The following is a 26,499-nucleotide window of genomic DNA, read 5'->3' as shown; positions in this document are numbered from 1 at the left end:
ACGCGCCGCTCGGCGACGAGCTGGTCCGGGAACTGGAGCGGGCCGGCGGGACGAAGGTCTCCGCCGGCCCGCACTGGGACCGCTGGGGGGGGTGACGGTGGTCGATCCGGACGGTTACCGCCTGGTGCTGAGCATCCCGGGCTGGTCGAACGACCGAGTCACTTCCGGCTGAGCACGGCCCGGCCGAAGAAGGCCAGGTTGGACGGGCGCTCGGCGAGGCGGCGCATCAGGTAGCCGTACCACTGGTCGCCGTAGGGCACGTAGGTGCGCACGGTGTAGCCCTCGCCGACCAGCCGGGTCTGCTCCTCCGGCCGGATGCCGTACAGCATCTGGAACTCGAACCGCTCGGGGCCTCGGTCGAACCAGCGGGCCCGGTCCTCGCCGATGGCGATCAGGCGCGGGTCGTGGGTGGCCAGCATCGGGTAGCCGTCGCCGGACATCAGGATGTTCAGGCAGCGGACGTACGACTTGTCCACCTCGCGGGCGGACTGGTAGGCCACCGACTCCGGCTCCTTGTACGCGCCCTTGCACAACCGCACCCGGGACCCGGCCGTGGCCAGCTCGCGGCAGTCCGACTCGGTCCGCCGCAGGTACGCCTGGAGCACCGCGCCGGTCGACGGGAAGTCCTTGCGGAGCTTGGCCAGGATGTCCAGGGTCGAGTCGGTGGTGGTGTGGTCCTCCATGTCCAGGGTGACCGTGGTGCCCACCTCGTCGGCTGCCAGGCAGATCGCCCGTGCGTTGTCATACGCCAGCTGCTCGTCGAACGCCTGGCCGAGCGCGGAGAGCTTGACGCTCACCTCGGCCGCCGGGGTCAGCCCCGCGCCCGAGAGCCGCGTCAGCAGCCGCAGGTATTCGTCCCGGGTGGCGTTGGCCTGCTCGGGGGTGACGGTGTCCTCGCCTAGGTGGTCGAGGGTGACCGCGAGACCGTCGTCGACGAGTTCGCGGGTCGCGCGCAACGCGTCGTCGGTCTTGGCGCCGGCCACGAACCGGCGGACGAGGTCCCGGGTGACCGGGGCCGTCGCGACGAGCCGCTCGACCTGGGATGACCGGGAGGCGGCGAGGATGACGGAACGGAGCATGGACCGAGCGTAACGCCCGACGACGCCTGCGCGCCGGGCGGCGGCGGCAGTGCCCGCGCCCAGGTCCCAACCGCATCACATGCTCCGCCCGGGGCGGACGGCGCTGGTGTCCATCGGTTACAACCATGACGTGGAACATCGCCCCCGCCGCCGGCTCCGGTCGGCCTCCGTGCAGCTCGGCGCGCTCACCGCCCTGGCGCTCGCCCTCTCCGCCTGCAACACGACCTCCGACGACGACGATGACGACGACTGCGCCCTCGGGCCTGTCGGCGGCGGCGGCACCGTGGCCGTCGCGCTGCGGGTGCCCGAGGTCACCGCCGGCGGCACCGCGCCGGAACCGGTCACCGCGGCCGTCCCCGACCGGGGCGGCTTCGGCACCCACCTCGCCGCCTGCGGCGGCTGACGTGCGCCGGGAGTCCGTCACCCCCCGCCCCGGCTGGGACGCGACCATCCGGTCACAGGGTCTGGTGTACGTCGACACGGAACTGCCCGACGGCGGGATCATGTCGTACTGGGACGAGACCGCCGCGTACGCCTTCGAGCTGGACGAGGTGCTGCGGCTGGAGGAGGCGACGGAGGAGCTGCACCGGATGTCGGTGGCCGCCGCCGAGCACGTCGTCGCGCGTCGCCGTTACGCCGAGTTCGGCATCCCGGACTGGGCGGCCGAGGCCGTGGCCCGGTCGCTGCGCGAGTCGCCGCCGACCCTCTACGGGCGCTTCGACCTCTGGTACGACGGGAGCTGGCCCCCCAAGCTGCTGGAGTACAACGCCGACACCCCCACCGCCCTGGTCGAGGCGAGCATCGTCCAGTGGTACTGGCTGGAGCACACCCGGCCGGAGCTGGACCAGTGGAACAGCCTGCACGAGCGCCTCGTCGGCGCCTGGGCGAAGATCGGCGCCGGCCTGCACGACCGGCGGGTGCACGTGGTCTGGTCGAACGAGGAGGAGTCCGGCGAGGACCAGATGACCGCCGGCTACCTCGCCGAGACCGCCCGGCAGGCCGGGCTGGACGTCGTGTTCCAGCCCGTCCAGGAGATCGGCTGGGACGGGCGGCGCTTCGTCGACGCGGCGGACCAGCCGGTCACCACCTGCTTCAAGCTCTATCCCTGGGAGTGGATGCTCGCCGAGCCGTACGGGCCGCTGGCGCTGCGGCCGGGCACCCCGACCACCTGGATCGAGCCGGCGTGGAAGCTGCTGCTGTCGAACAAGGCGCTGCTCGCCGTGCTCTGGGAGCTGTACCCCGGTCACGAGCTGCTGCTGCCGGCGTACCTCGACTCGCCGCGCGGCATGTCCGAGTACGTCGCCAAGCCGCTGCTCGGCCGGGAGGGCGGCTCGGTGCGGATCGTCACCGGCGCCGGGGAGATCACCAATCCGGGGATCTACGGCGACGAGGGCTTCTGCTACCAGGAGTTCCGCGCGCTGCCGGAGTTCGAGGGCAACCGGATGGTGCTGGGCAGCTGGGTGGTCGACGGCGAGTCGGCCGGTGCGGGGGTGCGGGAGAGCGCGAGCCTCATCACCGACGGCTACGCGCGGTTCCTGCCGCACTACATCGACGCACCACGCGGCTCCTGAGTCGTCTACCGTTGGGGGCGTGAACTTCGACGCGTACGCCCGGACCGGCGTTGACCTCGTCAACGCCCGCCTGGACGACCTCGACGACCTGCGGGCCCTCTTCCCCGACGACAACGCGTGGATGCGTGACGAGGTGGCGGAGCGGGACCTCGCGACCTTCCGGCGGGCGCAGAAGCGCCTGCGCGACGTCTTCGAGTACGGCACCTCCGGGCGGGACGCCCAGGCGGTGGCGGAACTCAACGCCCTGCTGGAGGCGTTCCCGGTGCAGCCCCGCATCTCCGGGCACGACTCCAGCGACTGGCACATGCACGTGACCAGCCGGGGCGCCTCGGTGAGCGCCGAATACCTGGCCGGCGCGGTCTGGGGCCTCTCGGTCTGGCTCTGCGAGTACGGCAGCGCCCGGTTCGGGGTCTGCGCCGACGAACGCTGCGGCAACGTCTACCTGGACACCTCGTCCAACTGCTGCCGGCGGTTCTGCTCGGAGCGCTGCGCCACCCGCTCGCACGTGGCCGCGCACCGGGCCCGCAAGCGTGCCGCGGTGGGCGAGCAGGCCGGCGCCGCCAGCAAGGAATCCCTCACCACGGTCGCCTGACGCCCAGCCCGGGTCGGCTACCGGCGCGGGCCGGGCCGTCGACCGGGCGCGGCCCGCCGCGCCCGGTCTCCCGCCGCGGCCCCGCCCGGCTCGCGTGGTTCGGGTGACGCGTCGAGGGTCGGCGTGTCAGGCGTCGACGGGGGACGGGGTGCCGAGGTGCTGGCGGGCGAACTCCAGCGCCTCGCGCAGGTCGGCCTCCCGCACCGCGCGGCTCTTCGCGCCCCGGGTGGTGACCTCCACGGCGACCGAGCCGGTGAACCCCCGCCCGGCGAGCGAGGAGAGCAGCTCGGCGCAGGGCTGGTTGCCGCGCCCGGGCACAAGGTGCTCGTCGCGCCCCTCGCCGGTGCCATCGCCGAGGTGGACGTGCGCCAGGCCGGCGCCCATCCGGTCGGCCATCGCCATCGCGTCCGTGTGCGAGGCGGCGCAGTGCGACAGGTCGAGCGTGTAGGAGGGGTAGCCGGTCTCGGTCGGGTCCCAGCCCGGGACGTACGGGACGAACTGCCGGCCGGCCATCCGGACCGGGTACATGTTCTCCACCGGGAGTCGCAGCTCCGGGAACTCGCCGGCGATCCTGGCCAGCCCGTCGGCGAAGTTGCGCGCGTAGTCGCGCTGCCAGGTGAACGGCGGGTGGACCACCACGGTGGGCGCGCCGAGCGTCGCCGCCATCTCCGCGGACCGGCGCAGCCGCTCCCACGGGTCCGGGCTCCACACCCGCTGGGTGACCAGCAGGCAGGGCGCGTGGACGGAGAGCACCGGGACGCCGTAGTGCTCGGCGAGCCCACGCAGCGCGCCGACGTCCTGGCTGACGGCGTCCGTCCAGACCATCACCTCGACGCCGTCGTAGCCGAGCGCCGCGGCCAGCTGGAACGCCGCCGCGGTCCGCTCAGGGAAGACCGAGGAACTGGACAGGAGCACGGGGACGCGGGAGGTCACACCATCGAGGGTAGCCGGGGTCGATTGACACCTCATGACGAGAACCCGCAAAGCGCCCGTATCACCCGGAACCGAGCTGGTCGAGCCGGCGCAGGATCACGCCCTCGCGCAGCGCCCACGGGCAGATGTCCAGCGCCTCCACGTCCAGCCGGCGCATCGCCGCCTCGGCGACCACCGCCCCGGCGAGCAACTGGTGGGCCCGGCCCGCGCTGACCCCCTCCAGCTCGACGAGCTGGGCCGGCGGGATGTGCCGGATGAACCCGAGCACCTGCCGCAGCCCGCGGCGGGTGAGCCGGCGCGGGGCCCACAGGCCCGCGCCGGAAGGGGCCGCACCGGCCAGCCGGGCCAGGGTCCGGAACGTCTTCGAGGTGGCCACCGGCCGCTCCCAGCCCACCGCGGTCATCCGCGCGACGACGGGCTCCAGCAGGCCGTCGGCGTACGCCCGCAGCTCGTCGACCGCCTCGGCCGGCGGCGGCGCCGTGCTGTCCGGTTCCACCCGGAGCCGGTCCCGGGTCAGCCGGCCGGCGCCGAGCGGCAGCGACACCGCCTCGTCCGGGTCCTCGTCGATGCCGGCCGCGATCTCCAGCGAGCCGCCGCCGATGTCCAGCACCAGCAGCCGCCCCGCGGACCAGCCGAACCAGCGCCGCACCGCGAGGAAGGTCAGCCGCGCCTCGTCCGCACCCGAGAGGACCTCCAGGCGTACGCCGGCCTCCTCGCGGACCCGGGCGAGCACCTCGGGGGCGTTGGTGGCGTCCCGCACGGCGGAGGTGGCGAACGCGATCAGGTCGTCGGCGTCCAGCCCGGCGGCGGCCGCCCTGGCCATGCTGACCGCCTTGACCAGGCCGTCCGCGCCCGCCTCCGTGAGCGCGCCGTCCGGGCCGATCTGCTCGGCCAGCCGCAGCACCACCTTCTCGGAGTGCGCCGGCCAGGGGTGCGCGCCGTGGTGGGCGTCGACCACCAGCAGGTGCACCGTGTTGGAACCGACGTCGAGGACACCCAGTCGCATGTTGACGACCCTAGGGGCAACCGGTTTGCGCGGCTCGGCGGACCGGGCGGGGCTCCGCGCGTACGCTGGGCCGGGTGACAGGGCAGATCGAACTCCGTGTGCTGGTCGACGACCCGGACGACCCCCGCAGCCGCGAGGTGCCGCTGGACTTCCCGCGGGAGTGGATCGAGTTCGCCGACCCGGCGGACGAGAACCATCTGGTCCGGGCCGACCTGACCTGGCTGCTCTCCCGCTGGACATGCGTCTTCGGCCGGGGCTGCCACGGCATCATCGCCGGCCGGGCCGCCGACGGCTGCTGCTCGCACGGCGCGTTCTTCACCGACTCCGACGACGAGCAGCGGGTCCGGGCGGCGGTGAAGCGGCTGAGCCCGGCGACGTGGCAGCACCATCGTCGCGGGTTCAAGAACTGGACCGAGAACGACACGATCGACGGCAAGAACCCGGCCCGCCGCACCGCCACCCAGGCGGAGGACGGCCCGTGCGTCTTCCTCAACGACGCCGACTTCCCGGGCGGCGCCGGCTGCGCGCTGCACGCCCAGGCGCTGCGCGACGGGGTGCACCCGCTGGAATACAAGCCGGACGTCTGCTGGCAGTTGCCGATCCGCCGCGACCAGGAGTGGGTCAAGCGGCCGGACAACACCAAGGTGCTGGTCTCCACGCTGTCCGAGTTCGACCGGCGGGGGTGGGGCGCCGGCGGGCACGACCTGGACTGGTGGTGCACCTCCTCCACCGACGCGCACGTCGGCGCCGAGCCGATGTACGTCTCCTACGGCCCGGAGCTGACCGCGCTGATCGGCGCGCCCGCGTACGCGAAGCTGGCCGAGCTGTGCGGGGCGCGCAACCGGCAGGGCATGGTCGCCCCGCACCCGGCCGACGGCGCCTGACCGCCACCGCACCACGCCGAAGGGGCCCGCACCGACGCGGGCCCCTTCGCGCGTACGCCGATCAGGGCTCGAACTTGTAACCCAGGCCCCGCACGGTGACGATGAAGCGCGGCGCGGACGGCTCCGGCTCGATCTTGGAACGCAGCCGCTTGACGTGCACGTCGAGGGTCTTGGTGTCGCCGACGTAGTCGGCCCCCCAGACCCGGTCGATGAGCTGCCCCCGGGTCAGCACCCGGCCGGCGTTGCGCAGCAGCAGCTCCAGCAGCTCGAACTCCTTGAGCGGAAGCTGCACCGGGGCGCCGTCGACGGTCACCACGTGCCGCTCGATGTCCATCCGGACCGGGCCGGCGGCCAGCGTCGGCGCGCCCGACTCGGCGACCTCGGAGCTCTGCCGGCGCAGCACCGCCCGGATCCGGGCGACCAGCTCCCGCGGCGAGTACGGCTTCGTCACGTAGTCGTCGGCGCCGATCTCCAGGCCGACCACCTTGTCGATCTCACTGTCCCGCGCGGTGACCATGATGATCGGCACGTGCGAGCGCTGTCGGAGCTGCCGGCACACCTCGGTGCCGGACATCTCGGGCAGCATCAGGTCGAGCAGCACGATATCGGCGCCGGTCCGGTCGAACTCGGTGAGGGCGGAGGGGCCCGTCGCGGCGACGGACACCTCGAAGCCCTCCTTGCGGAGCATGTACGACAGGGCGTCGGAGAACGACTCCTCGTCCTCGACCACCAGAACGCGGCTCAACGGGGATTTCCTTTCCATTGCTGTCAGACCTGCCGGAGCTCGGCCGGGCCGGCCTCGATCCCAGCAGACGGCAGTGTCGCCAGGATCTCGTCGGGGGGACGGGCGGGCAGCCGCAGGGTGAACGTCGACCCACCACCAAGAGTGCTCGACACCTCGACCCGCCCGCCATGGTTGCCGGCGATGTGTTTGACGATTGCCAGCCCCAGCCCGGTGCCGCCGGTCGACCGGGACCGCGCCTGGTCGGCCCGGTAGAAGCGCTCGAAGATCCGGTCGACGTCGGCCGGGCCGATGCCGATGCCCTGGTCGGCGACGGCGATCTCCACGTGGTCGTCGTCGGCGCGGGCGGTGATCCGGACGGTCGTGTCCTCGCCCGAGTAGTTGATGGCGTTCTCGACCAGGTTCGACACCGCCGTGGCGAGCTGGGTGTCGCTGCCGTGGACCGTGAGCCCCCGTTCCCCCTCGACGACCACGTCGATGCGGCGGGCGGCGGCGGAGGTGCGGGTCCGGTCGACCACCTCGGCGACCACCCAGTCGACGGCGACCGGCTCCGGGGGCGGCTGCGCCTCGGCGCCCTGGAGCCGGGTCAGCTCCAGCAGCTCCTGCACCAGGCGGCCCAGCCGGGTCGACTCGTGTTGGATCCGCTCGGCGAAGCGCCGGGCGGCGACCAGGTCCTCGGAGAGGTCGGGCGCGCCCGCGCCGGCCGGCTCGGTGGCGTCGAGCAGCGCCTCGGCGAGGAGTTGCAGGGCGCCGATGGGGGTCTTCAGCTCGTGGCTGACGTTGGCCACGAAGTCCCGGCGCACCCGGGCCAGCCGGTGCGACTCGGTGACGTCCGCCGCCTCCACCGCGATGTAGCCCGCGCCGAGTCCCATCGCCCGCAGGTGCACCCCGAGCGGGTTGACCCCGGTGTTGTCGCGGCCCCGCGGCAGGTCCAGCTCGATCTCGCGCCGCACGCCGGTGCGCCGGACCTGCCCGGCGAGCGTACGGATCAGGGGGTGGGCGGCGATCGAACCGGGGGTCGGGCCGGTACGGAGCAGCCCCATCGCGCGGGCGGCGGGGTTGACCAGGACGGGCAGGTCGTCTGGGTCGAGCACCACCACGCCGGCGCGGAGCGAGTCGATGGTCCGGCGGCCGAGCCCGGACTGCGGATCCTCGGCTATCGGGAGCCTCCCACGCGTGAGGGGGAAGCCCGGCCGGCTCCCCGTCGAGGTGGAGCGCCCGCCCAGCCCCGGCACGAACCGGGGCAGCAGCACCCCGGCGACCAGTCCGGCCACCAGCCCCACGGCCAACGCGACCGTCACCGCCCACTCCACCCGGCGATCGTAGGGCGATTGTTAACCTGGCAACCACTACAAATGGGGCGAATCACGCTCGCTTCCGGGAAAGTTCACTCCCGCGTCCGGCGTCGTTCACCGTGGTTCATCTGCGGTCCGCCCGTCCGACCTACCGTGGGCGGCGCACCTGCTCCCTCGCCGCCCCGGGCGGCGACCACCGACCACAGGACGTGACAATGCGCGACGAGTTCCGGGCTGACCTACAGATCGTCAGCCAACTGCTGGTGGACATGGCGGAGGGGGTCCGGGCCGCGATGCGGCAGGCCACCCGCGCCCTGCTCACCGCGGACCGCCGGGCGGCCGAGACGGTGATCGAGCGGGACGCCGAGATCGACGACCTCTACCGGCACGTCGAGGAGCGGGTCTGCGACCTGCTCGCCCGGCAGGCGCCGGTCGCCTCCGACCTGCGCGCGATGATCACCGCGCTGCACGTCGCGGCCGACCTGGAGCGGATGGGCGACCTGGCCGACCACGTCGCCAAGACGGCCCTGCGCCGGCACCCGTCGCCGGCCGTGCCGGCCGAGCTGCGGCCGATCTTCACCGACATGGCCGCCACCGCCGACCGGATGGCCGTCAAGATCGGCTCGGTGCTCGCCAAGCCCGACGCCGACCTCGCCGCCGAACTGGACCGCGACGACGACACCATGGACGACCTGCACCGGAGCCTGTTCGGGGTGCTGCTCGGCGAGGACTGGCCGTACGGCGTGGAGACCGCCATCGACGCCACCCTGCTCGGCCGCTTCTACGAGCGCTTCGCCGACCACGCCGTCAACGCCGGCGAGCACGTGGTCTACCTGATCACCGGGCAGACCCCGCCCACCGCGAGCTGAGGTGTAAGGAAGGGCCCCTTGTTAACGCATTGCGTTAACAAGGGGCCCTTCCTTACACGGCACGTGCGTCAGCGACCCTGGTTGGCCACGGCGGCGGCGGCCGCCCTGGCGGCGGCCGGGTCGAGGTAGGTGCCGCCCAGCGTCTGCGGGCGCAGCTGCGGGTCGAGGTCGTAGCGCAGCGGGATCCCGGTCGGGATGTTGAGCTTGGCGATCGCCTCGTCGGAGATCTGGTCCAGGTGCTTGACCAGGGCGCGCAGCGAGTTGCCGTGCGCGGCCACCAGCACCGTACGGCCGGCCAGAATGTCCGGCACGATCGAGTCGTACCAGTAGGGCAGCATCCGCTCGACGACGTCCTTGAGGCACTCGGTGCGCGGCATCAGCTCGCTGGGCAGCAGCGCGTAGCGCGGGTCGCCCACCTGCGAGAACTCGTCGTCGTCCGCGATCGGCGGCGGTGGCGTGTCGTACGAGCGACGCCAGAGCATGAACTGCTCCTCGCCGTACTCCTCCAGGGTCTGCTTCTTGTTCTTGCCCTGCAGCGCGCCGTAGTGCCGCTCGTTGAGCCGCCACGACCGCCGCACGGCGATCCAGTGCCGGTCGGCCGCGTTGAGCGCCAGCTCGGCGGTGCGGATGGCGCGGCGCATGACGCTGGTGTGCACCACGTCCGGCAGCAGGCTGTGCTCGCGCAGCAGCTCACCGCCGCGGCGCGCCTCGTTCTCGCCCTTCTCGGTCAGGTCGACGTCGACCCAGCCGGTGAAGAGGTTCTTGGCGTTCCAGTCGCTCTCGCCGTGCCGCAGCAGGACCAGCGTCCCGACGGTGGGCCCCTCGCTCGCAGTCATGCGGATCATCCTGCCGCACCCGGCGCGGGGACACGCGGGCAGTGGTCGTGACGACCACCACGTGGAAAAGGCGATGACCGGAAAACTGGCCCCACATTAGGTTGTAAGGCGCAACAATCAGGACGGTCATTACGCGAGCGGGGGGCGCCGACGTGCGGACGATGCGGGGTTGGTTCCGGGACACGACAGGTGGCCTGCCGGTCACGTTCTGGTACCTCTGGGCCGGCACGCTGATCAACCGGCTCGGCTCGTTCGTCCTGGTCTTCCTCGCCATCTACCTGACCCAGGAGCGCGGCTTCTCCGCGTCGCAGGCGGGCCTCGTGATCGGCCTGTGGGGTGTCGGCGGCGCGGTCGGCACCACCGTCGGCGGCACCCTGACCGACCGCTGGGGCCGCCGGCCGACCCTGCTCACCGCGCACCTCGGCGCGGCCACCATGATGCTCGCCCTCGGCTTCGCCCGGGAACTCTGGGCGGTGGCGCTCGGCGCGCTGCTGCTCGGCATGTTCGCCGAGGCCGCCCGCCCGGCGTTCGGGGCGATGATGATCGACGTGGTGCCGGAGAAGGACCGGCTGCGCGCCTTCTCGCTGAACTACTGGGCGATCAACCTCGGCTTCGCCTGCGCCGCGGTCCTCGCCGGCCTCGCCGCCGAGGCCGGCTACCTGCTGCTCTTCGTGGTCGACGCGACCACCACCGTGATCACCGCGCTGATCATCTTCGCCAAGGTCGGCGAGACCCGGCGGGCCCCCGTCGTCGGCGCCCGCCACAAGGGCCCCGGGGCGCCGGCCGGGGCGCTGCGCACCATCCTGGCCGACCGCGTCTACCTGGGCTTCGTGGCGCTCAACCTGTTCGGCGCGCTGGTCTTCCTCCAGCACATCTCGATGCTGCCGATCGCGATGGGCGACTCCGGCCTGAGCCCCGCCACGTACGGCTCGGTGATCGCGCTCAACGGGGTGCTGATCGTGGTCGGCCAGCTCTTCGTACCCCGGCTGATCAAGGGCCGGAGCCGGTCGCACGTGCTCGCCCTCGCCTCCGTGGTGATGGGCGTCGGGTTCGGTCTCACCGCGTTCGCGGACGCCGCCTGGTTCTACGGCCTGACCGTGCTGATCTGGACCGTCGGCGAGATGCTCAACTCGCCGTCCAACGCCACCCTGATCGCCGAGCTCTCCCCCGCCGAGCTGCGCGGCCGCTACCAGGGCGTGTTCTCGCTCTCCTGGCAGGTCGCCGGCGCCGTCGCGCCGGTCCTCGGCGGCCTGGTCCGTGAGCAGGCCGGCAACGGCGAGCTCTGGCTCGGCTGCGCGTTGATCGGCGGGCTGATGGCGATCGCCCACCTGGTCTCCGGCCCGGCCCGGGAGCGGCGGGCCGTCGCCCTGCGCGGGGCCACCGAGACCGTCGTGCCGGTGGTGGCGGTCCGACCGCCCGCGCCGGAGGCGGCCGAGGCGGCGGCCACCGCGCCCGCCGAGCCGCTGGTGCCCGGCGCGGACGCCGGCCCGCCTGCCGACCTGCGGACGGCCGAGTCGACCGGCGTGCGGTGAGTCGAGCGCGCACTCCGGCCGGGCCCGACCGGAGTGCGGTGATCAGCGACACGCTGGCGCGCCGGACCCGGGCTTCCTACGGTCGTGCCTGAAACCGTTAACAAACACAACTGTCTGGAGGGACGGGTGCGGGCCCTGCGTCGCTGGCTGGACGACACCGCGGGCGGCCTCCCCGCCACCTTCTGGTACCTCTGGGCCGGCCTGCTGATCAACCGGGCCGGCGCCTTCGCGATGCTCTTCCTGTCGCTCTACCTGACCGATGCGCGCGGCGCGAGCGAGGCGCTGGCGGGCACGGTGGTCGGGGCGTACGGGCTGGGCGGGGCGGGCGGCGTGCTGCTCGGCGGGGTGCTGGCAGACCGGTGGGGACGCCGGGCCACCCTGCTCGCCGCCCACCTGGTCACCGCCGGGCTCATGGTCGCGCTGGCCTTCAGCCGGCACCTGCTGGTGATCGCCGTGCTCGCCGCCCTGGTCGGGTTGGCGCACTCGATGCCCAGCCCCGCCTTCGTCGCGGCGATCGTCGACGTGGTGCCCGAGCGGCGCCGCGCCCGCGCGTTCAACCTCCAGTTCTGGGCGTTCAACCTCGGCATGGCGGTGGCCTCGCTGCTGGCCGGCCTGCTCGCCGAGGCCAGCTTCCTCGCACTCTTCCTGGTCGACGCCGCCGCCACCCTGGTCGCGGCCCTGGTGATCGCCTGGAAGGTCCCGGAAACGCTTGTGCGGGTGCGGGTGCGCCGGGCGGCAGGTGCCGCCGCGGCGGCGGGACACCGGGTGCGGGCGGCACGGCGGCGGGAGCGTCCGCGCCCGCCCGGGCTGCACACGGCCCTGACGGACCGCACCTTCCTCACCTTCGTGGGCCTCACCTTCGTGCTGGCCGTGCTGACCATGCAGACCTCGACGATCATGCCGCTGGCGATGCGGACGGACGGGCTGCGCCCGTCGGCGTACGGGGCGGTGGTCGCGCTCGGCGGGGTGCTGATCGTGGTGGGGCAGCTCTTCGTGCCGAGGCTGATCGAGCAGCACCGCAAGCACCACGTCCTGGCCGTGTCGACCGTGCTGCTGGCGGCCGGCTTCGCCGTCCTCGCCGTCGCCGACGACCTGGCGGTGTACCTGGCCGCGGCGGTGGTCTGGACGGTCGGCCAGATGCTCGCCGCCCCGCCGAACGCCCAGATCAACGCCGACCTCGCCCCGCCCGGACTGCGCGCCCGCTACCAGTCGGTGTTCTACCTGGCGTTCCCGGCGGCGTCGTTCGTGGCGCCCACGCTGGGCGGGGTGAGCCTGCAGTACCTCGGGGACGGGCACTGGCTCGTCGTCGGCGGGCTGGGGCTGCTGGCGGCCGGCTGCCACCTGCTGACGGGCCCGTCCCGCGACCGCCGGGTGGCCGCCCTCCGCGCCGCCCACACCCAGGCCCACCTCCGGCCCGCGACCCCCGCCCGGGCTCCCGAACCGGCGCGCTGATCCGTACGGCCGGCGGCGGTCGGGGAGGCCGGCATCGCCGCGCACCTGGCGAGAGGCGGGCGGGCCCCGGGGAAAGCAGAGCGCCCATCACGACCCGAGGTCGTGATGGGCGCTCGCACGGTATGACCGGCGGCGGCGGGCGATACCCACCCCCGTAGGCGTCGCCCGCTCGCGCCGCCGGTCCAAACAGGTGGCCACCGTCCCCCAACGGTGTTGTTCCACCCGTCCCCTGCGCCTCGCTCGGTGCACGGATCTGATCGATCCGCCGCTCCCCCGAACGTTTCCGAGCGTGGCGCGGTGCAATAAAGTTAGTTCGCCCGGATTCCCGATTCAAGCTGGATCGGCTGTCTCGCCGGTCACAGCACCCGGTGTCCCACCCGGATGTCGCTGTCTCGGTCCTCCGTCGTGGCAAACAGCGGATACCCGTCGGCCATTCCCCCAAACACGTCAGGCGTCCTCACGATCCGGGGATTCCGTACGGAAGAAGTTGCTGGGCCGGCCGTCGCGGAGCTGCTCCTGGTAGATCAGGTTCAGCCTGCGATCGTCGAAGGTGCGGAACCACTCGTCCCAGGTGATCTCGCGAATCCGGCTGCTCTCCCGGTATCCGGGGATGTTGAACGTGAGCACGCCGGCCCGGCCCTCCCGCTCGGTACCCGCGATCGTCGCCGGCTTCGCGCCGCGCTCCTGCGCCCAGCGCCGGATCACGTCGTGGTTCGCGGTGACCAGACTGCGGCCGGGGCGTTCGGGCCGGTCGGCGGTCGAGGTGATCACCTGCGACGAACGTACCGACCGCCCGGTGGCACGGCCGGTCCGGACGGGGGTGGCCTGCGCCGTACCGCCGCGCGCCGCGCCGGCGCGCGACGGAGCCGGCGCAGTCTTCCTCGCCGCCGTGGTCTTCCGGGCCGGCGCGGTCTTCTTCGCCGGCGCGGTCTTCTTCGCCGCCGCGGTCTTCTTCGCGGGAGCCGCCTTCTTCGCCGCCACCGTCTTCCTCGCGGGGGCCGCCTTCTTCGCGGGAGCTGCCTTCGCGGCGGCCTTCCGGGCCGGGGCCTTCTTCGCCGGGGCGGTCTTGTTCGCGGCCTTCGCCCGGCTCGGGGCGGCCTTGCCCGCGGCCCGTCCGGCAGCCGCCTTCTTCGTGGCGGCGGCCCGGCCGGCCGATGCCTTCGTCCCCGCCGCGCGGCCGGCGGGCCCGGTGCTGCGGCGGGCGGCGCCGCCCGCGGGGCGCTCCGCACGCAGGGTCCGCACCAGCGTCTTCACCAGTTCCGGCTTGCGCAGCGCGGAGATCCCGGCGACCCCGCGCCGGCGCAACTGCCCCCGGATCTCGTCCACCTTCATCCGCGAGATGTCGGACTCGGAGATCCCCGGCGTGTTCGGGGTCTGGTTGCCTGCCTGCCGTTTCGTCCTGGTCGCAGTCCCGCCGCGACCTGAGCTGTTCCGCTGAGCCATGGGACGCTCACGCTCCTCGACAGTTGGTCCTCGGCGCGCGGCGGGTCCCAGTGCCGCGCCGCGCGGTGCGGCATACCCGTCAGGACCGGTCCGAACCTCCCGCCGGGGCACCCGCACCGGGAGCGCCGCCCCCGGTGCCGGCGACCCCCTGGGAGCCCGCGCCGGCGGCGGCCGGGGACGGCTCGAAGAGGTGCGCGAACGCCGCGAGGTTCGCGGTGGATTCGCCCCGCTTGACCCGCCACTCCCACTCCCGGCGGATCGAGCTGCCGAAGCCGATCTCCAGCATCGTGTCGAAGGACTCGTCGGCGTACGTCAGCACCGCGCCGAGCAGCCGGTCCAGCTCGTCGGCGTCGATCCCCGCCGGGTTGACCCGGCCGGTCAGATAGACGTCGCCGACCGCGTCGACGGAGAAGGACACCCCGTACATCCGGGCGTTGCGCTGCAACAGCCAGGTCCACAGCTCCTCGCGGCGCTCGTCCGGCTGGCGCATCACGAACGCCTCGACCCGCAGCGCGTGCTCACCGACGATCAGGTTGCAGACCGTCTTCAGCTTGTGGGTGCCCGGCAGCGTGACCGCGTACGAGCCCGGGCCGGTCGACTCCCAGGCCAGCTCCCGCTCGTCGCAGACCGCCTCGATCAGGGCCGCCAGATCGTCCTTCGCGCTCATCGGCCCACTCTACGGCCGACCACGCCCCGGCACGGGCGTGGCGGCGGCCGGCCCGCCGCCACCCGCCACCGGGCCCGTCACCAGGAGCAGGACATCGCCGGGTCGCCGGCCAGCTCGGAGGCGAGCCGGGCCCGGTGGTCGGCGATCGCCTCGCCGTAGACGGCGAGCAGCCCCGAGGCCGTCCGCTGCCAGGAGAACGCGCGGGCGTGCCGGGCCGCGCCCCGGGACAGCTCGGCCCGGCGGAACCGGTCGGGCAGCAGGTGGCCGAGCGTACGGGCCCAGTCGACCGGGTCGTGGCCGTCGACGAGCAGGCCGCTGACCTGGTCCCGGACCGCGGTCACCAGCCCGCCGACGGCGGCGGCCACCACCGGCGTGCCGCATGCCTGGGCCTCCAGCGCCACCAGCCCGAAGGACTCGTTGTGCGACGGCACTGCCACCAGGTCGGCCGCCCGGTACAGGGCGGGCAGGTCGTCGCCCGTCTGCGGCGGCAGGAACCGCACCCGGTCGGCGACGCCGAGCGAGGCGGCCAGCTCCATCAGGGCGGTCGGCCGGTCCAGGCCGCTGCCGCTGGGGCCGCCGCAGATCACCACGGTCACCTCGTCGGCGAGCGCCGGGTCGCGCTCGCGCAGCGCGGCCACGGCACGGACGAGCACGTCCGGGGCCTTCAGCGGCTGGATGCGGCCGACGAAGGCCACCACGTACCCGGTGGCGGGCAGCCCGAGCCGGCGGCGGGCGGCGCGCTTGTGCCCCTCGGGGGCGGGGCGGAAGCGGTCCAGGTCCACGCCGGGCTCGACGATTGCCACCTGGGTCGGGTCCGCGTCGTACCGGTCGATCAGGTCCCGGGCCTCGACCGCGGTGTTCGCGACGAGCCGGTCGGCCTCGGCGACCACCTGCTCCTCGCCGATGACGCGGGCCTTGGGTTCCGGCCGGTCCCCGGCGGCGAGCTGGGCGTTCTTGACCTTCGCCAGGGTGTGCGCGGTGTGCACCAGCGGCACGCCCCAGCGCTCCTTGGCCAGCCAGCCGACCTGGCCCGAGAGCCAGTAGTGGGAGTGGATCAGGCCGTAGTAGCCCGGTGGGCGGGACGCCTCGGCGCGCAGCACGCCAGCGGTGAAGGCGCAGAGCTGACCCGGCAGCTCCTCCTTCGTGAGCCCTTCGAGCGGGCCGGCGGTGACGTGCCGGACATGCACGCCGGGGGCCGTCTCGACGACCGGGGGCAGGTCGCCGGAGGTCGCCCGGGTGAAGATCTCCACCTCGACGTCCGCCTCGGCGAGCCGCCGCGCGACCTCCAGGATGTAGACGTTCATGCCGCCCGCGTCGCCGGTGCCCGGCTGGTGCAGGGGCGAGGTGTGCACCGAGAGCGTGGCGATCCGCCGGGGGCGGGGCCACGGACGCGCACCGCGCTGACGACCCACACCGGTGTGCACTTCCGCCACGTCCGCTCCCTCTGTCACGGTTTATGCCGTCCCGCACGCCCGGCGCTTTTCGGACAACGTCCTCGCCGGATGCCATCTTCCCGATCCCGCCCCTGTAATGCGCGGGGGCGACCCCCGGGCGTGACGGACCTCATCACCGCGCCGAGGGCGCCCGGCGCGGCCGGCCGGGTGAGAATGGCCGGATGACCTCTGTCGCCGTCGTCACCGGAGCGTCGAGCGGGATCGGCGCGGCCACCGCCCGCCGGCTCGCCGCCGAGGGCTTCCACGTGCTCGCCGCCGCGCGGCGTACCGACCGGTTGGCCGCCCTGATCGCGGAGATCGAGGCGGCGGGGGGCACGGCCACCGCCGTCGCCTGCGACGTTACCTCCGACGAGTCGGTGGCCGGGCTCGCCGAGGCCGCGACCGCCGCGCCGGGGCCGGTCACCCTGCTGGTCAACAACGCCGGCGGCGCGCGCGGCCTGGACCCGGTCGAGTCCGGATCGGTCGGCGACTGGCAGTGGATGTACGACGTCAACGTGCTCGGCACGCTGCGCGTCACCCAGGCGCTGCTGCCCGCGCTGGAGGCGTCCGGGGCCGGCACCATCGTGATCGTCTCCTCGACCGCCGGCTTCACGGTGTACGAGGGTGGTGGCGGCTACACCGCCGCCAAGCACGCGCAGACGGCCGTCGCCGGCACCCTGCGCCTGGAGTTGTGCGGCCGTCCCGTCCGGGTGGTGGAGATCGACCCCGGCATGGTGAAGACCGACGAGTTCGGGCTGGTGCGCTTCGGCGGGGACGCCGAGAAGGCGGCGGCGGTCTACGCCGGGGTCGCCGAGCCGCTGGTGGCCGACGATGTCGCCGACTGCGTCGCCTGGTGCGCGACCCGCCCGCAGCACGTCAACGTCGACCGCCTCGTGGTGCGCCCGCTGGCGCAGGCCGCCCAGCACAAGGTGCACCGGGTCGGCTGAGCCGGACCGGCGGTCGACGATGGCGGGCACGGCGCGGCACCGGCCGCTCGGCGTGGTGACCCGGGGGACGACCAACCCCAACCGGCTCCGCCGGGTGGACAACTGGATCGTCGAGACCTGCGGGGAGGCGCTGCGCGACGCCGCCGACCCGCTGGTGGTGGACCTCGGCTACGGCGCCACCCCGGTCACCGCCGTCGAGTTGCGCGCCCGGCTCGCCGCCGGGGTCCGCGCCGACGTGCGGGTGGTCGGGCTGGAGATCGATCCCGTACGCGTGGCCGCCGCCCAACCCGCCGCCGACCCGCCCGGGCTGACGTTCGCCCGGGGCGGGTTCGAGTTGGCCGGGCTGCGTCCCGCCCTGGTCCGCGCGTTCAACGTCCTGCGCCAGTACGACGAGCGCGAGGTGGCCGACGCCTGGCGGACGATGACCGCCGCGCTGGCCCCGGGCGGGCTGCTGGTGGAGGGCACCTGCGACGAACTGGGCCGGCTCGGCGGCTGGGTGCTGCTCGACGCGGACGGCCCCCGGACGCTCACCCTGGCCGCGAAGCTCACCACCCTGGGCACCCCGGCGGAACTGGCCGAACGGCTGCCCAAGGCGCTCATCCACCGCAACGTCCCCGGCGAGCGGATCCACGACCTGATCGGGGCGCTCGACGACGCCTGGCACGCCGCCGCGGGCTACGCCCCGTTCGGCCCCCGCCAGCGCTGGCTCCACGCGGTGTCCGCCGTACGCGGGTCGGGCTGGCCGATCCTCGACGGCCCCCGCCGTTGGCGCCACGGCGAACTCACCCTCCCCTGGCCCGCCGTCTCCCCCATCTGACCCCTCCAGCCGCCGGGGGCGGGGTCAGATGGTGCAGTTGACGAGGACGGGTTCGGGGTGGAGGGTGACGCCGAAGCGGCGGTGGACGCCGTCGCGGATCTCCCGGGCCAGCTCGACCAGGGCGGCGGTGCTGGCGGTGCCGCCGCGGTTGGTCAGGGCGAGGGTGTGCTTGCCGGAGATGGCGGTGCCCTCCGGACCCGGGTGGCCCTTGCCGAAGCCGGCCTTGTCGATCAGCCAGGCCGCGCTGATCTTCACCATGTCCCCCGGGCAGGGCCACGACGGCGGCTCGCCCAGGTCGGCGGCGCGCTCGCGCAGCAGCTCGTACGCCGCGCGGTCCAGCACCGGGTTGGTGAAGAACGAGCCGACCGACCGGGTGTCCGGGTCGGTCGCGTCGAGCACCATGCCCTTGCCGGCGCGCAGCCGCAGCACCGCGGCCCGGGCGTCGGCCAGCGGCACCCGGTCCCCCACCTCCACGCCGAGCGCCCGGGCCAGCTCGGCGTAGCGCACCGGGCCGGACAGCGGCGAGCGGGCCAGCCGGAAGTCGACCGACAGCACCACCCAGCGGTCGCTGTACTTGAAGATGCTGGAGCGGTAGGCGAAGCCGCAGTCGGCGGCGGCGATCCGCCCGACCGTCCCGTCGACCCGGTCGTGGACCCGCACGCCGGTGATGGTCTCGGCGACCTCCTGCCCGTACGCGCCGACGTTCTGGATCGGGGTGGCGCCGGTCGAGCCGGGGATGCCGGAGAGGCACTCCAGGCCGGACCAGCCGTTGGCCACGGTGGCGGCGACGAGGTCGTCCCAGGGCTCGCCGGCCTCGACGCGTACGGTGACCGTCGCGGCGTCCTCGTCGACCACCCGCAGGCCCCGGGAGCGGACCAGGACCACGGTGCCGGGGAAGCCGGCGTCGCCGATCACCACGTTGCTGCCGCCGGCGAGGAGCAGGACCGGCTCGTCTCGTTCGCCCGCCTCCCGCACCGCCCGGACGATCTCGTCCGCGTCGGTGCCGGCCACGACGCGTCCGGCCGGTCCACCCAGGCGCAATGTGGTGTATCGCGCCAGTTCGCACGTAGCGGCGGGTTCGGTGCTGGTTGTCGGCTGGGCGTAGACGTCAGACACGCCTTTCACCCTAGGCTGAGGGGTAGCCGCGGCGCCCACTGGTGGCCCGGTCACCCCCGGGAGGATGGCGATGAACAGACTGCACGGCACGAAGGACTTCTGGATCGGCGCGCTGCGGGCGGACGGCCCGGCGTTCGCCGCGGCCGTGGCCGAGGCGCCACCGGAGACCCCGGTGCTGTCCTGTCCCGGCTGGACCGTCGCCGACCTGACCCTGCACCTCGCCGCCATCTACCGCTGGGTGCACTCGTTCGCGGGCGCCGGCGCGGCCGCTCCGGCGCCCGGCCGGCCCGAGCGGATCGAGCCCGAGTCCGGCGTCGCCCCGCTGCGGCTCTGGCAACAGGCGTACGACCAGCTGATGACCATGTTCGACGCGCTCGACCCGGAGGCGCCGGCCTGGAACTGGGCCCCCCAGCCGAAGAAGGCGGGCTTCTGGCCGCGCCGCATGGCGCACGAGACCGCGGTGCACCGCTGGGACGCCCAGCTCGCGATCGCCGCCGGCGAGCCGGTCGAGGCCAAGCTCGCCGCCGACGGGGTGAGCGAGGTGCTGGACACCTGGCTGCCGGCCGGCCGGCGGCGCACCGCCGGCCAGTGGCACGGGGTGGTGCAGCTCTCCGCGGTCGACGCCGCCCAGCAGTGGTTCCTGCGGCTACGCGGGGAGGGGGTCGCCCTGCTGGACACCGCCACCATCCTCGACCACGACGACCACCACGCCCGGGCGCAGGTCAGCGGCACGGCGAGCGACCTGCTGCTCGCGCTCTGGGGCCGGGTCAGCTTCGACACGCTCGACGTGGCCGGCGACCACACCCTGCTCGAGGGTCTGCGCGTCGGCTGACCTTCGCGCGAAGCCGGGCCCGAGGGCTCCGCGCGGTCCCGCCGCACGTCCGCTGGTGGCCGCCCCCGTCCCGGGGGCGGCCACCGGCGTCGCAGCCCTCGCCGGCTCCGGTCGGCGGTCAGCTCCCGCCTCGGCCGCCCGGTCCGTGGCCGGCCCGGCGCGCGGCAGTCTCCGCGCGGCATTGAGAACGCTCTCTTGACACCGCCCCCGGCAGGCACCACCCTGTCGTGAGAGCGCTCTCTCAGCTCTGCTCCGCCACCTGCCTCACCACCTCAGACGACCTGAGAGGGGTCCGACAGACATGGGTGTCCTTCCGCGCCGCCGCCTGGCGGCGGTGGCTCTCGTCGCCGCCGCCGCGCTGTTCGCCACCGCCGGCTGCGCCGGCGACGACGAACCCGCCGACGACGGCCAGATCACGCTGACGGTCGACGTGTTCAGCCAGTTCGGCTACGAGAAGCTCTACCAGGAGTACATGGCCAGCCACCCCGGCGTGAAGATCGTCGAGCGGGGCACCGGCACCAACCTCGACGACTACTCACCGAAGCTGACCCAGTGGCTCGCCGCCGGCAAGGGCGCGGGCGACGTCGTCGCCATCGAAGAGGGGCTGATGGTCGAGTACAAGGCCAACCCCGACAACTTCGTCAACCTGCTCGACCACGGCGGGGCCGAACTCCAGGGCAACTTCCTGGAGTGGAAGTGGAAGGGCGGGATGACCCAGGACGGCAAGCTGATCGGCCTGGGCACCGACGTCGGCGGCATGGCGATGTGCTACCGCAAGGACCTGTTCGCCAAGGCCGGCCTGCCCACCGAGCGCGACGAGGTGTCGAAGCTCTGGCCGACCTGGCAGGACTACATCAAGGTCGGCGAGCAGTTCAAGGCGAAGAACACCGGCGCGGCGTTCCTGGACGCCGCGACCAACATCTTCAACACCATCGTGCTCCAGACGGCGGGCAACGCGCAGGGCTACCACTACTACGACACCGCCGGCAACCTGGTGGTGGACAGCAACCCGGCCGTCCGGCAGGCCTGGGACACCACGATGGACATCGTCGACTCCGGGCTGTCCGGCAAGTACGGGTCCTGGTCCGAGGAGTGGGTCTCGGCCTTCAAGCAGGCCAAGTTCGCCACCATCGCCTGCCCGGCCTGGATGACCGGAGTCATCGAGGGCAACGCGGGCGCCGAGGCCAAGGGCAAGTGGGACATCGCCCGGGTGCCCGGCGACGGCGGCAACTGGGGCGGGTCGTGGCTCGCCGTGCCCGCCCAGAGCAAGCACCGCGCCGAGGCGATCGAGCTGGCGAAATTCCTGACCAGCGCCAAGGGCCAGATCGGGGCGTTCAAGGCCAAGGGCCCGCTGCCCTCCTCGCCGCAGGCGCTGGCCGACCCGGCGATCGTCGACGCCAAGAACGCGTACTTCTCGGACGCACCGGTGGGGCAGATCTTCGGCGCGGGCGCCAAGACCCTCAAGCCGGTCTACATGGGGCCGAAGAACCAGGCCGTCCGCACCGAGGTCGAGAACGCCGTCCGCACGGTCGAACTCGGTCAGCGCAGCCCCGAGCAGGGCTGGACGGACGCGGTGAACAACGCGAAGAAGGCCGCCGCCAAGTAGCCGAACCGGAAGTGCGGGCGGGTGGGCGCCGGGGCGCCGATCCCGCCCGCACCGTGAAAGGAGTGATCCGGGCATGGCCGTCCAGCTCGGCGCGCGCCCGCCGGTCGCACCGGCGCCCCGCACCGGTAGGCGTACGCCGGGGATGCGGCTCAGCCGCCTCGACACGACGTTCTCGCCCTACCTGTTCGTCGCCCCGTTCTTCGTGCTCTTCGCGGTGTTCGGGGTGTACCCGCTGGCCTACACGTTCTGGGTCTCGCTGCACGACTGGGACCTGCTCGGCAGCGACCACCCGTTCGTCGGCCTCGACAACTACAGCCGCCTGCTGGCGGACACCGACTTCTGGCACGCGGTCGTCAACACCCTCGGCATCTTCGTCATCTCCACCGTCCCGCAGCTACTGGCCGCGCTCTGGCTGGCCAACCTGCTCAACCGCCGGCTGCGGGCCCGGACGACGTTCCGGATGGCGGTGCTGATCCCCAACATCACCTCGACCGCCGCCGTCGCGATCGTCTTCGGGGTGCTCTTCGGCCGCGAGTTCGGCATGGTCAACTGGCTGCTCGACCTGGTCGGGATCGACGCCGTCGAGTGGAAGTCCAACCGGTTCGCGTCCTGGGTGGCCATCTCGGCGATGGTCGACTGGCGGTGGACCGGCTACAACGCGCTGATCTTCCTGGCCGCGATGCAGGCCATCCCACGCGACCTGTACGAGTCGGCCGCCATCGACGGCGCCGGCCGGGCCCGGCAGTTCTGGTCGATCACCGTGCCGCTGCTCAAGCCGACGATCATCTTCACCGTCATCATCTCCACCATCGGCGGGCTCCAGCTCTTCACCGAGCCCCGGCTCTTCCACTCCGGGACCAACCCGATCCGCGGCGGACCGCTGCGGGAGTCGCAGACCGTGACCATGTACATGTTCGAGAACGCCTTCGCGCCCCACTACAACTTCGGGTACGGCTCGGCGGTGGCGTGGCTGCTCTTCGCGCTGATCGCGGTCGTCGCGGCGGTCAACGTGCTGCTCCTGCGCAGGCTCGGTGCCTCGCGGCCCCCGAAGGCGGACGCGAGGCCGAAGGAAGGATCGCGATGACCCGCCTCTGGGCCGCCAGCCGGCTCACCTACGCCGCGCTGATCGCCGCCGGGATTCTGTCGATCTTCCCCATCTACTGGATGTTCGTGGTGGCGAGCCGCTCCAACGACGCGATGGGTCAGCTCCCGCCCCCGGTCACCCCCGGCGGCAACCTCGGCGCGAACGTCTCCCGCCTGCTCTGCAACACCGACGCGTACTTCGTCACCGGCCTGGTCAACTCGGCGATCGTGGCGTCCACGGTCACCGTCTCGGTGGTCTTCTTCTCCACGCTGGCCGGGTTCGCCTTCGCCAAGCTGCGGTTCCGGGGGCGCAACGCGCTGCTCATGGTCATCATCGCGACGATGATGGTGCCCACCCAGCTCGGCGTCATCCCGCTCTACCTGCTGATGACCAGGCTGAACTGGAACGACCGGCTGCCGGCGGTGATCGTGCCGGCCCTGGTCACCGGCTTCGGGGTGTTCATGATGCGGCAGTACGCCGGCCAGGCCGTCAGCGACGAGCTGATCGAGGCGGCCCGGATGGACGGCTGCGGCACCGCGCGGATCTACTGGAACGTGGTGCTGCCGGCGCTGCGCCCGGCCGCCGCCGTGCTCGGGCTGCTCACGTTCATGACCACCTGGAACGACTTCCTCTGGCCGTACGCCGTCCTCAACGATCCGGAGAACCCGACCGTGCAGCTGGCGTTGCGCACCCTCTCCGACGGGTACTACACCGACATGTCCCAGGTGTTCACGGGGACGGCCATCGCCACCCTTCCGCTGCTCCTGGTCTTCGTCCTGTTCGGCCGCCAGATCATCGGCGGCATCATGGAAGGTGCGGTCAAGGCGTGAGCACACTGCGATTCCCCGAGAACTTCGTCTGGGGCGCGGCGACCGCCGCGTACCAGATCGAGGGCGCGGCCACCGACGACGGTCGCGGCCCGTCGATCTGGGACACCTTCAGCCGTACGTCGGGCAAGGTCCACCACGGGCACACCGGCGACGTCGCCTGCGACCACTACCACCGGTACGCCGACGACGTGGCGCTGATGGCGGAGCTGGGGCTGCGGGCGTACCGCTTCTCGGTGGCCTGGCCGCGGATCCAGCCGGACGGCACCGGCCCGGTCAACCCGCGCGGCCTGGACTTCTACGACCGGCTCACCGACGCGCTGCTGGACCGGGGCATCGACCCGATCGTCACGCTCTACCACTGGGACCTGCCGCAGACCCTCCAGGACCGGGGCGGCTGGACCAGCCGGGAGACCGCCGAGCACTTCGCCACGTACGCCACGGCGGTGCACGCCCGGCTCGGTGACCGGGTGGGCACCTGGACCACGCTCAACGAACCGTGGTGCTCGGCCTACCTCGGCTACGGCAACGGGGTGCACGCCCCCGGCGAGCGGGACCCGGGCGCGGCCTTCGCCGCCGTACACCATCTGCTGCTCGGGCACGGCCTAGCGGCCCGCGCGCTGCGCGCGGCCGGCGCGGAGACCATCGGGATCACCGTCAACCCGGCCGACGTGCGCCCCGCCGACCCGGACAGCGCCGCGGACGCGGCGGCGGTCCGCCTGGTGGACGGCCTGCACAACCGGATCTTCCTCGACCCGCTGCTGCGGGCGGCCTACCCGGAGGACGTGCTGGAGCACGTGGCCCGGATCGTCGAGCCGACGTTCGTCCGGGACGGCGACGAGAAGCTGATCGCCGCCCCGATCGACCTGCTGGGGGTCAACTACTACGCGCCCACCTACGTCGCCGGCCGGCCGGACGGCGCGGGCGGCAGCGCGTACCCGGGCACCGACGGCGCCGTCGAGTTCCTGCCGCCGGTCGGGCCGCTGACCGACATGGGCTGGATGATCGAGCCGGCCGGGCTGACCCGGCTGCTGGAGCGGCTCGCCACGGACTACCCCGGCGTGCCGCTGCTGATCACCGAGAACGGCGCCGCGTTTCCCGACAAGGCCGGCACCGACGCTCCCGACGGCGCCGGGCAGGTGGTCGACGCCGACCGGATCGCCTACCTCGACGGGCACCTGCGCGCCGCGCACGAGGCGATCTCCCGAGGGGTGGACCTGCGGGGCTATCTCGTATGGTCGTTGTTGGACAACTTCGAGTGGGCCGAGGGTTACCGCCGACGGTTCGGGATCATCCACGTCGACTACCTGACCCAGCGCCGCACACCGAAGTCCAGCGCCCGGTGGTACCAGGAGGTGATCTCCCGGAACGGGCTGTGACGAGGCGGTGGTAACGGGGATGACGACGGCGCAGCGGCCGACACTGGAGGCGGTGGCCCGGCGGGCGGGGGTCTCGCGGGCGACCGTCTCCCGGGTGGTGAACGGCTCCACGACCGTCGCCGAGCCGATCCAGGAGGCGGTCCGCCGGGCGGTGGCCGAGCTGGGGTACGTGCCGAACCTGGCCGCCCGCAGCCTGGTCACCCAGCGGACCGACTCGGTCGCCCTGGTGCTGCCGGAGGCCGCCACCCGGGTCTTCTCCGACGACCAGGTGTTCCCGGGCATCATCCGGGGCGCAGCCCAGGAGCTGGAGGCCGCCGACAAGCAGCTCGTGCTGATGCTGGCCGGCTCGCCGGCCGGGCACGACCGGGTGGAGCGCTACACCACCGGGCGGCACGTGGACGGGGTGCTCTTCGCCTCGCTGCACGGCGAGGACCCGCTGCCCGGCCGGCTCGCCCGGCTGGGCATCCCGGTGGTGTGCAGCGGTCGCCCGCTCGACGGCGCCGACGTGCCGTACGTCGACGTCGACCACGTCGGCGGGGTGACCACGGCGGTCCGGCACCTGATCGCGGGCGGTCGCCGGCGGATCGCCACCATCGCCGGCCCCCAGGACATGGTGGCCGGCATCGAGCGGTTCACCGGCTACCGGAACACGGTCGCCGAGGCCGGGCTGCCGGAGCTGGTGGCGACCGGCGACTTCACCCGCGAGTCCGGGACGACGGCGATGCGGCAGCTCCTCGCCGAGCACCCCGACCTGGACGCGGTCTTCGCCGCCTCCGACCTGATGGCGCACGCCGCCCTACGGGCGCTGCGCGAGGCGGGGCGGCGGGTGCCGGACGACGTGGCGGTGATCGGCTTCGACGACATCGAGACGGCCGCGTACACCGAGCCCCCGCTGACCACCGTCCGCCAGCCGATCGTGGAACTCGGCCGGCGGATGACCCGGCTGCTGCTGCGGCTGGCCGCCGGGGAGGCGATCGAGCGGGCCGTCGTGCTCCCCACCGAGCTGATCATCCGCGAGTCGGCCTGAGGTGTAAGGAAGGGCACCCTGTTAACGCCTTCTGTATAGGAAGGGCCCCTTCCTAACGCCGCACCCCGGTGCCGGACTTAATCCGTGGAGGCGTGGTGCGGGCCCCGGTAGCGTCGCGCGGGTGACCCTGAACCTGATCCGCGTACCCGCCCTCTCCGACGTCGCCGAGTACGCGTACGCGGCCACGGTCGAGCCGCCGGCCCGGCTCGTCTTCACCGCCGGCTCCTGCCCGCTCGACGCCGAGGGGCGGACCGTCGCGCCGGGCGACCCGGTCGGCCAGGCCCGGCAGGTGATGGCCAACCTGGAGACCGCCCTCGCGGCGGCCGGGGCCCGGCTCACCGACGTCGTCAAGACCACCGTCTACGTGGCGTCGTCCCGCCAGGCCGACCTGGTGGCCGTGTGGGAGGTGGTCCGGGACGCGTTCGGCGACCACGAGCCGCCCAGCACCCTGCTCGGGGTGGCCGTGCTCGGCTACGACGACCAGCTCGTCGAGGTCGAGGCCGTCGCCGCCGTACGCGAGGGGGCCTGAC

General features: G+C 73.3%; 26 protein-coding genes. 16 read left to right on the top strand and 10 right to left on the bottom strand.

Features of this window, described 5'->3' with window-relative positions; translation table 11 throughout:
• Positions 1–158: 158 nt before the first annotated feature.
• Positions 159–1,079, bottom strand: a complete 921-nt coding sequence (locus ACGF5C_RS18325) for a proline dehydrogenase family protein (protein ID WP_393303043.1) — start codon at positions 1,077–1,079, stop codon at positions 159–161.
• Positions 1,080–1,209: 130 nt separating this feature from the next.
• Between ACGF5C_RS18325 and ACGF5C_RS18320 the strand changes: the two genes are divergently transcribed.
• Genes ACGF5C_RS18320 through ACGF5C_RS18310 form a run of 3 tightly spaced genes read left to right on the top strand, consistent with a single transcriptional unit; the run spans position 1,210 to position 3,242 of the window.
• Positions 1,210–1,482 carry a hypothetical protein gene (locus tag ACGF5C_RS18320; protein WP_350707019.1) on the top strand — a complete coding sequence of 91 codons (273 nt, stop codon included), beginning with the start codon at positions 1,210–1,212 and terminating at the stop codon, positions 1,480–1,482.
• Position 1,483: 1 nt separating this feature from the next.
• Positions 1,484–2,650 carry a glutathionylspermidine synthase family protein gene (locus tag ACGF5C_RS18315; RefSeq protein WP_393303040.1) on the top strand — a complete coding sequence of 389 codons (1,167 nt, stop codon included), beginning with the start codon at positions 1,484–1,486 and terminating at the stop codon, positions 2,648–2,650.
• A gap of 19 nt (positions 2,651–2,669) precedes the next feature.
• Positions 2,670–3,242, top strand: a complete 573-nt coding sequence (locus ACGF5C_RS18310) for a CGNR zinc finger domain-containing protein (RefSeq protein WP_350707015.1) — start codon at positions 2,670–2,672, stop codon at positions 3,240–3,242.
• A gap of 126 nt (positions 3,243–3,368) precedes the next feature.
• Here ACGF5C_RS18310 and ACGF5C_RS18305 read toward each other — a convergent pair whose 3' ends face one another.
• Both ACGF5C_RS18305 and ACGF5C_RS18300 read right to left on the bottom strand, forming a co-directional pair.
• On the bottom strand, positions 3,369–4,175 hold the full coding sequence (locus ACGF5C_RS18305) for a sugar phosphate isomerase/epimerase (protein ID WP_357457488.1): 807 nt from the start codon (positions 4,173–4,175) through the stop codon (positions 3,369–3,371).
• Positions 4,176–4,236: 61 nt separating this feature from the next.
• A complete protein-coding gene (locus ACGF5C_RS18300) occupies positions 4,237–5,181 on the bottom strand; it encodes a Ppx/GppA phosphatase family protein (RefSeq protein ID WP_393303038.1) in 945 nt (314 codons plus the stop codon).
• A 74-nt stretch (positions 5,182–5,255) separates the two neighbouring features.
• Between ACGF5C_RS18300 and ACGF5C_RS18295 the strand changes: the two genes are divergently transcribed.
• Positions 5,256–6,065 (top strand): hypothetical protein, encoded by an 810-nt coding sequence (locus tag ACGF5C_RS18295; RefSeq protein WP_393303036.1) that lies wholly within the window; start codon positions 5,256–5,258, stop codon positions 6,063–6,065.
• 61 nt (positions 6,066–6,126) lie between these two features.
• Here ACGF5C_RS18295 and ACGF5C_RS18290 read toward each other — a convergent pair whose 3' ends face one another.
• A complete protein-coding gene (locus ACGF5C_RS18290) occupies positions 6,127–6,810 on the bottom strand; it encodes a response regulator transcription factor (protein WP_350707007.1) in 684 nt (227 codons plus the stop codon).
• A gap of 23 nt (positions 6,811–6,833) precedes the next feature.
• On the bottom strand, positions 6,834–8,120 hold the full coding sequence (locus ACGF5C_RS18285) for a sensor histidine kinase (RefSeq protein ID WP_393303034.1): 1,287 nt from the start codon (positions 8,118–8,120) through the stop codon (positions 6,834–6,836).
• A gap of 197 nt (positions 8,121–8,317) precedes the next feature.
• Between ACGF5C_RS18285 and phoU the strand changes: the two genes are divergently transcribed.
• Entirely contained in the window at positions 8,318–8,971 is a 654-nt protein-coding gene (gene phoU, locus ACGF5C_RS18280) for a phosphate signaling complex protein PhoU (protein ID WP_393303032.1), read from the top strand.
• A gap of 68 nt (positions 8,972–9,039) precedes the next feature.
• Here the strand turns inward: phoU and ACGF5C_RS18275 are convergent, their stop codons facing one another.
• Positions 9,040–9,807 carry a phosphoglyceromutase gene (locus tag ACGF5C_RS18275; RefSeq protein WP_393303030.1) on the bottom strand — a complete coding sequence of 256 codons (768 nt, stop codon included), beginning with the start codon at positions 9,805–9,807 and terminating at the stop codon, positions 9,040–9,042.
• Positions 9,808–9,959: 152 nt separating this feature from the next.
• Here ACGF5C_RS18275 and ACGF5C_RS18270 point away from each other — a divergent pair, with 152 nt between their 5' ends.
• Positions 9,960–11,339, top strand: a complete 1,380-nt coding sequence (locus ACGF5C_RS18270) for an MDR family MFS transporter (protein WP_393303029.1) — start codon at positions 9,960–9,962, stop codon at positions 11,337–11,339.
• A gap of 126 nt (positions 11,340–11,465) precedes the next feature.
• Positions 11,466–12,791 (top strand): MFS transporter, encoded by a 1,326-nt coding sequence (locus ACGF5C_RS18265; protein WP_393303140.1) that lies wholly within the window; start codon positions 11,466–11,468, stop codon positions 12,789–12,791.
• A 447-nt stretch (positions 12,792–13,238) separates the two neighbouring features.
• Here the strand turns inward: ACGF5C_RS18265 and ACGF5C_RS18260 are convergent, their stop codons facing one another.
• The 3 genes from ACGF5C_RS18260 to mshA all read right to left on the bottom strand — a co-directional run bounded on the left by ACGF5C_RS18260 (position 13,239) and on the right by mshA (position 16,334).
• The gene (locus ACGF5C_RS18260; protein WP_393303027.1) at positions 13,239–14,123 is read right to left on the bottom strand and encodes a hypothetical protein; all 885 of its coding nucleotides are present in this window, start codon (positions 14,121–14,123) and stop codon (positions 13,239–13,241) included.
• Between the two features lie 190 nt (positions 14,124–14,313).
• Positions 14,314–14,901 (bottom strand): YbjN domain-containing protein, encoded by a 588-nt coding sequence (locus ACGF5C_RS18255; RefSeq protein WP_393303025.1) that lies wholly within the window; start codon positions 14,899–14,901, stop codon positions 14,314–14,316.
• A 77-nt stretch (positions 14,902–14,978) separates the two neighbouring features.
• Positions 14,979–16,334, bottom strand: coding sequence for a D-inositol-3-phosphate glycosyltransferase (mshA, locus tag ACGF5C_RS18250; protein ID WP_393303023.1), 1,356 nt, complete (start codon positions 16,332–16,334; stop codon positions 14,979–14,981).
• A gap of 182 nt (positions 16,335–16,516) precedes the next feature.
• Here mshA and ACGF5C_RS18245 point away from each other — a divergent pair, with 182 nt between their 5' ends.
• Both ACGF5C_RS18245 and ACGF5C_RS18240 read left to right on the top strand, forming a co-directional pair.
• Entirely contained in the window at positions 16,517–17,281 is a 765-nt protein-coding gene (locus ACGF5C_RS18245; protein ID WP_393303021.1) for an SDR family NAD(P)-dependent oxidoreductase, read from the top strand.
• A 19-nt stretch (positions 17,282–17,300) separates the two neighbouring features.
• The gene (locus tag ACGF5C_RS18240; protein WP_393303019.1) at positions 17,301–18,098 is read left to right on the top strand and encodes a class I SAM-dependent methyltransferase; all 798 of its coding nucleotides are present in this window, start codon (positions 17,301–17,303) and stop codon (positions 18,096–18,098) included.
• Between the two features lie 24 nt (positions 18,099–18,122).
• Here ACGF5C_RS18240 and ACGF5C_RS18235 read toward each other — a convergent pair whose 3' ends face one another.
• Positions 18,123–19,214 carry a UDP-N-acetylmuramate dehydrogenase gene (locus tag ACGF5C_RS18235; protein WP_393303017.1) on the bottom strand — a complete coding sequence of 364 codons (1,092 nt, stop codon included), beginning with the start codon at positions 19,212–19,214 and terminating at the stop codon, positions 18,123–18,125.
• Between the two features lie 70 nt (positions 19,215–19,284).
• Between ACGF5C_RS18235 and ACGF5C_RS18230 the strand changes: the two genes are divergently transcribed.
• The 7 genes from ACGF5C_RS18230 to ACGF5C_RS18200 all read left to right on the top strand — a co-directional run bounded on the left by ACGF5C_RS18230 (position 19,285) and on the right by ACGF5C_RS18200 (position 26,498).
• The gene (locus tag ACGF5C_RS18230) at positions 19,285–20,046 is read left to right on the top strand and encodes a maleylpyruvate isomerase family mycothiol-dependent enzyme (protein WP_393303015.1); all 762 of its coding nucleotides are present in this window, start codon (positions 19,285–19,287) and stop codon (positions 20,044–20,046) included.
• 301 nt (positions 20,047–20,347) lie between these two features.
• The gene (locus ACGF5C_RS18225) at positions 20,348–21,652 is read left to right on the top strand and encodes an ABC transporter substrate-binding protein (RefSeq protein ID WP_393303013.1); all 1,305 of its coding nucleotides are present in this window, start codon (positions 20,348–20,350) and stop codon (positions 21,650–21,652) included.
• Positions 21,653–21,725: 73 nt separating this feature from the next.
• Positions 21,726–22,736 carry a carbohydrate ABC transporter permease gene (locus ACGF5C_RS18220; protein WP_393303011.1) on the top strand — a complete coding sequence of 337 codons (1,011 nt, stop codon included), beginning with the start codon at positions 21,726–21,728 and terminating at the stop codon, positions 22,734–22,736.
• A complete protein-coding gene (locus tag ACGF5C_RS18215) occupies positions 22,733–23,566 on the top strand; it encodes a carbohydrate ABC transporter permease (protein ID WP_393303009.1) in 834 nt (277 codons plus the stop codon). The genes ACGF5C_RS18220 and ACGF5C_RS18215 overlap by 4 nt, the downstream gene beginning before the upstream one ends.
• A complete protein-coding gene (locus ACGF5C_RS18210; RefSeq protein ID WP_393303007.1) occupies positions 23,563–24,942 on the top strand; it encodes a GH1 family beta-glucosidase in 1,380 nt (459 codons plus the stop codon). Before ACGF5C_RS18215 ends, ACGF5C_RS18210 begins: the two co-directional genes overlap by 4 nt.
• 19 nt (positions 24,943–24,961) lie before the next feature.
• The gene (locus ACGF5C_RS18205) at positions 24,962–25,969 is read left to right on the top strand and encodes a LacI family DNA-binding transcriptional regulator (RefSeq protein WP_393303005.1); all 1,008 of its coding nucleotides are present in this window, start codon (positions 24,962–24,964) and stop codon (positions 25,967–25,969) included.
• Positions 25,970–26,096: 127 nt separating this feature from the next.
• Complete coding sequence (locus ACGF5C_RS18200; RefSeq protein WP_393303138.1) at positions 26,097–26,498, top strand: RidA family protein; 402 nt, start codon at positions 26,097–26,099, stop codon at positions 26,496–26,498.
• Position 26,499 lies beyond the last annotated feature (1 nt).

The organism is Micromonospora sp. NPDC047620 (assembly GCF_043205005.1).
GTDB lineage: Bacteria > Actinomycetota > Actinomycetes > Mycobacteriales > Micromonosporaceae > Micromonospora.
Note: the sequence above shows the minus strand (reverse complement) of the source record. Positions and strands in the feature narration are given on the sequence as shown.

Bases quoted from the DNA above. Each gene is read 5' to 3' on its own strand.
- ACGF5C_RS18325 (WP_393303043.1), bottom strand. From the start codon at position 1,079: ATGCTCCGTTCCGTCATCCTCGCCGCCTCCCGGTCATCCCAGGTCGAG.
- ACGF5C_RS18300 (WP_393303038.1), bottom strand. From the start codon at position 5,181: ATGCGACTGGGTGTCCTCGACGTCGGTTCCAACACGGTGCACCTGCTG.
- phoU (WP_393303032.1), top strand. From the start codon at position 8,318: ATGCGCGACGAGTTCCGGGCTGACCTACAGATCGTCAGCCAACTGCTG.
- ACGF5C_RS18275 (WP_393303030.1), bottom strand. From the start codon at position 9,807: ATGACTGCGAGCGAGGGGCCCACCGTCGGGACGCTGGTCCTGCTGCGG.
- ACGF5C_RS18260 (WP_393303027.1), bottom strand. From the start codon at position 14,123: ATGAAGGTGGACGAGATCCGGGGGCAGTTGCGCCGGCGCGGGGTCGCC.
- ACGF5C_RS18255 (WP_393303025.1), bottom strand. From the start codon at position 14,901: ATGAGCGCGAAGGACGATCTGGCGGCCCTGATCGAGGCGGTCTGCGAC.
- ACGF5C_RS18245 (WP_393303021.1), top strand. From the start codon at position 16,517: ATGACCTCTGTCGCCGTCGTCACCGGAGCGTCGAGCGGGATCGGCGCG.
- ACGF5C_RS18240 (WP_393303019.1), top strand. From the start codon at position 17,301: ATGGCGGGCACGGCGCGGCACCGGCCGCTCGGCGTGGTGACCCGGGGG.
- ACGF5C_RS18230 (WP_393303015.1), top strand. From the start codon at position 19,285: ATGAACAGACTGCACGGCACGAAGGACTTCTGGATCGGCGCGCTGCGG.
- ACGF5C_RS18225 (WP_393303013.1), top strand. From the start codon at position 20,348: ATGGGTGTCCTTCCGCGCCGCCGCCTGGCGGCGGTGGCTCTCGTCGCC.
- ACGF5C_RS18220 (WP_393303011.1), top strand. From the start codon at position 21,726: ATGGCCGTCCAGCTCGGCGCGCGCCCGCCGGTCGCACCGGCGCCCCGC.
- ACGF5C_RS18215 (WP_393303009.1), top strand. From the start codon at position 22,733: ATGACCCGCCTCTGGGCCGCCAGCCGGCTCACCTACGCCGCGCTGATC.
- ACGF5C_RS18205 (WP_393303005.1), top strand. From the start codon at position 24,962: ATGACGACGGCGCAGCGGCCGACACTGGAGGCGGTGGCCCGGCGGGCG.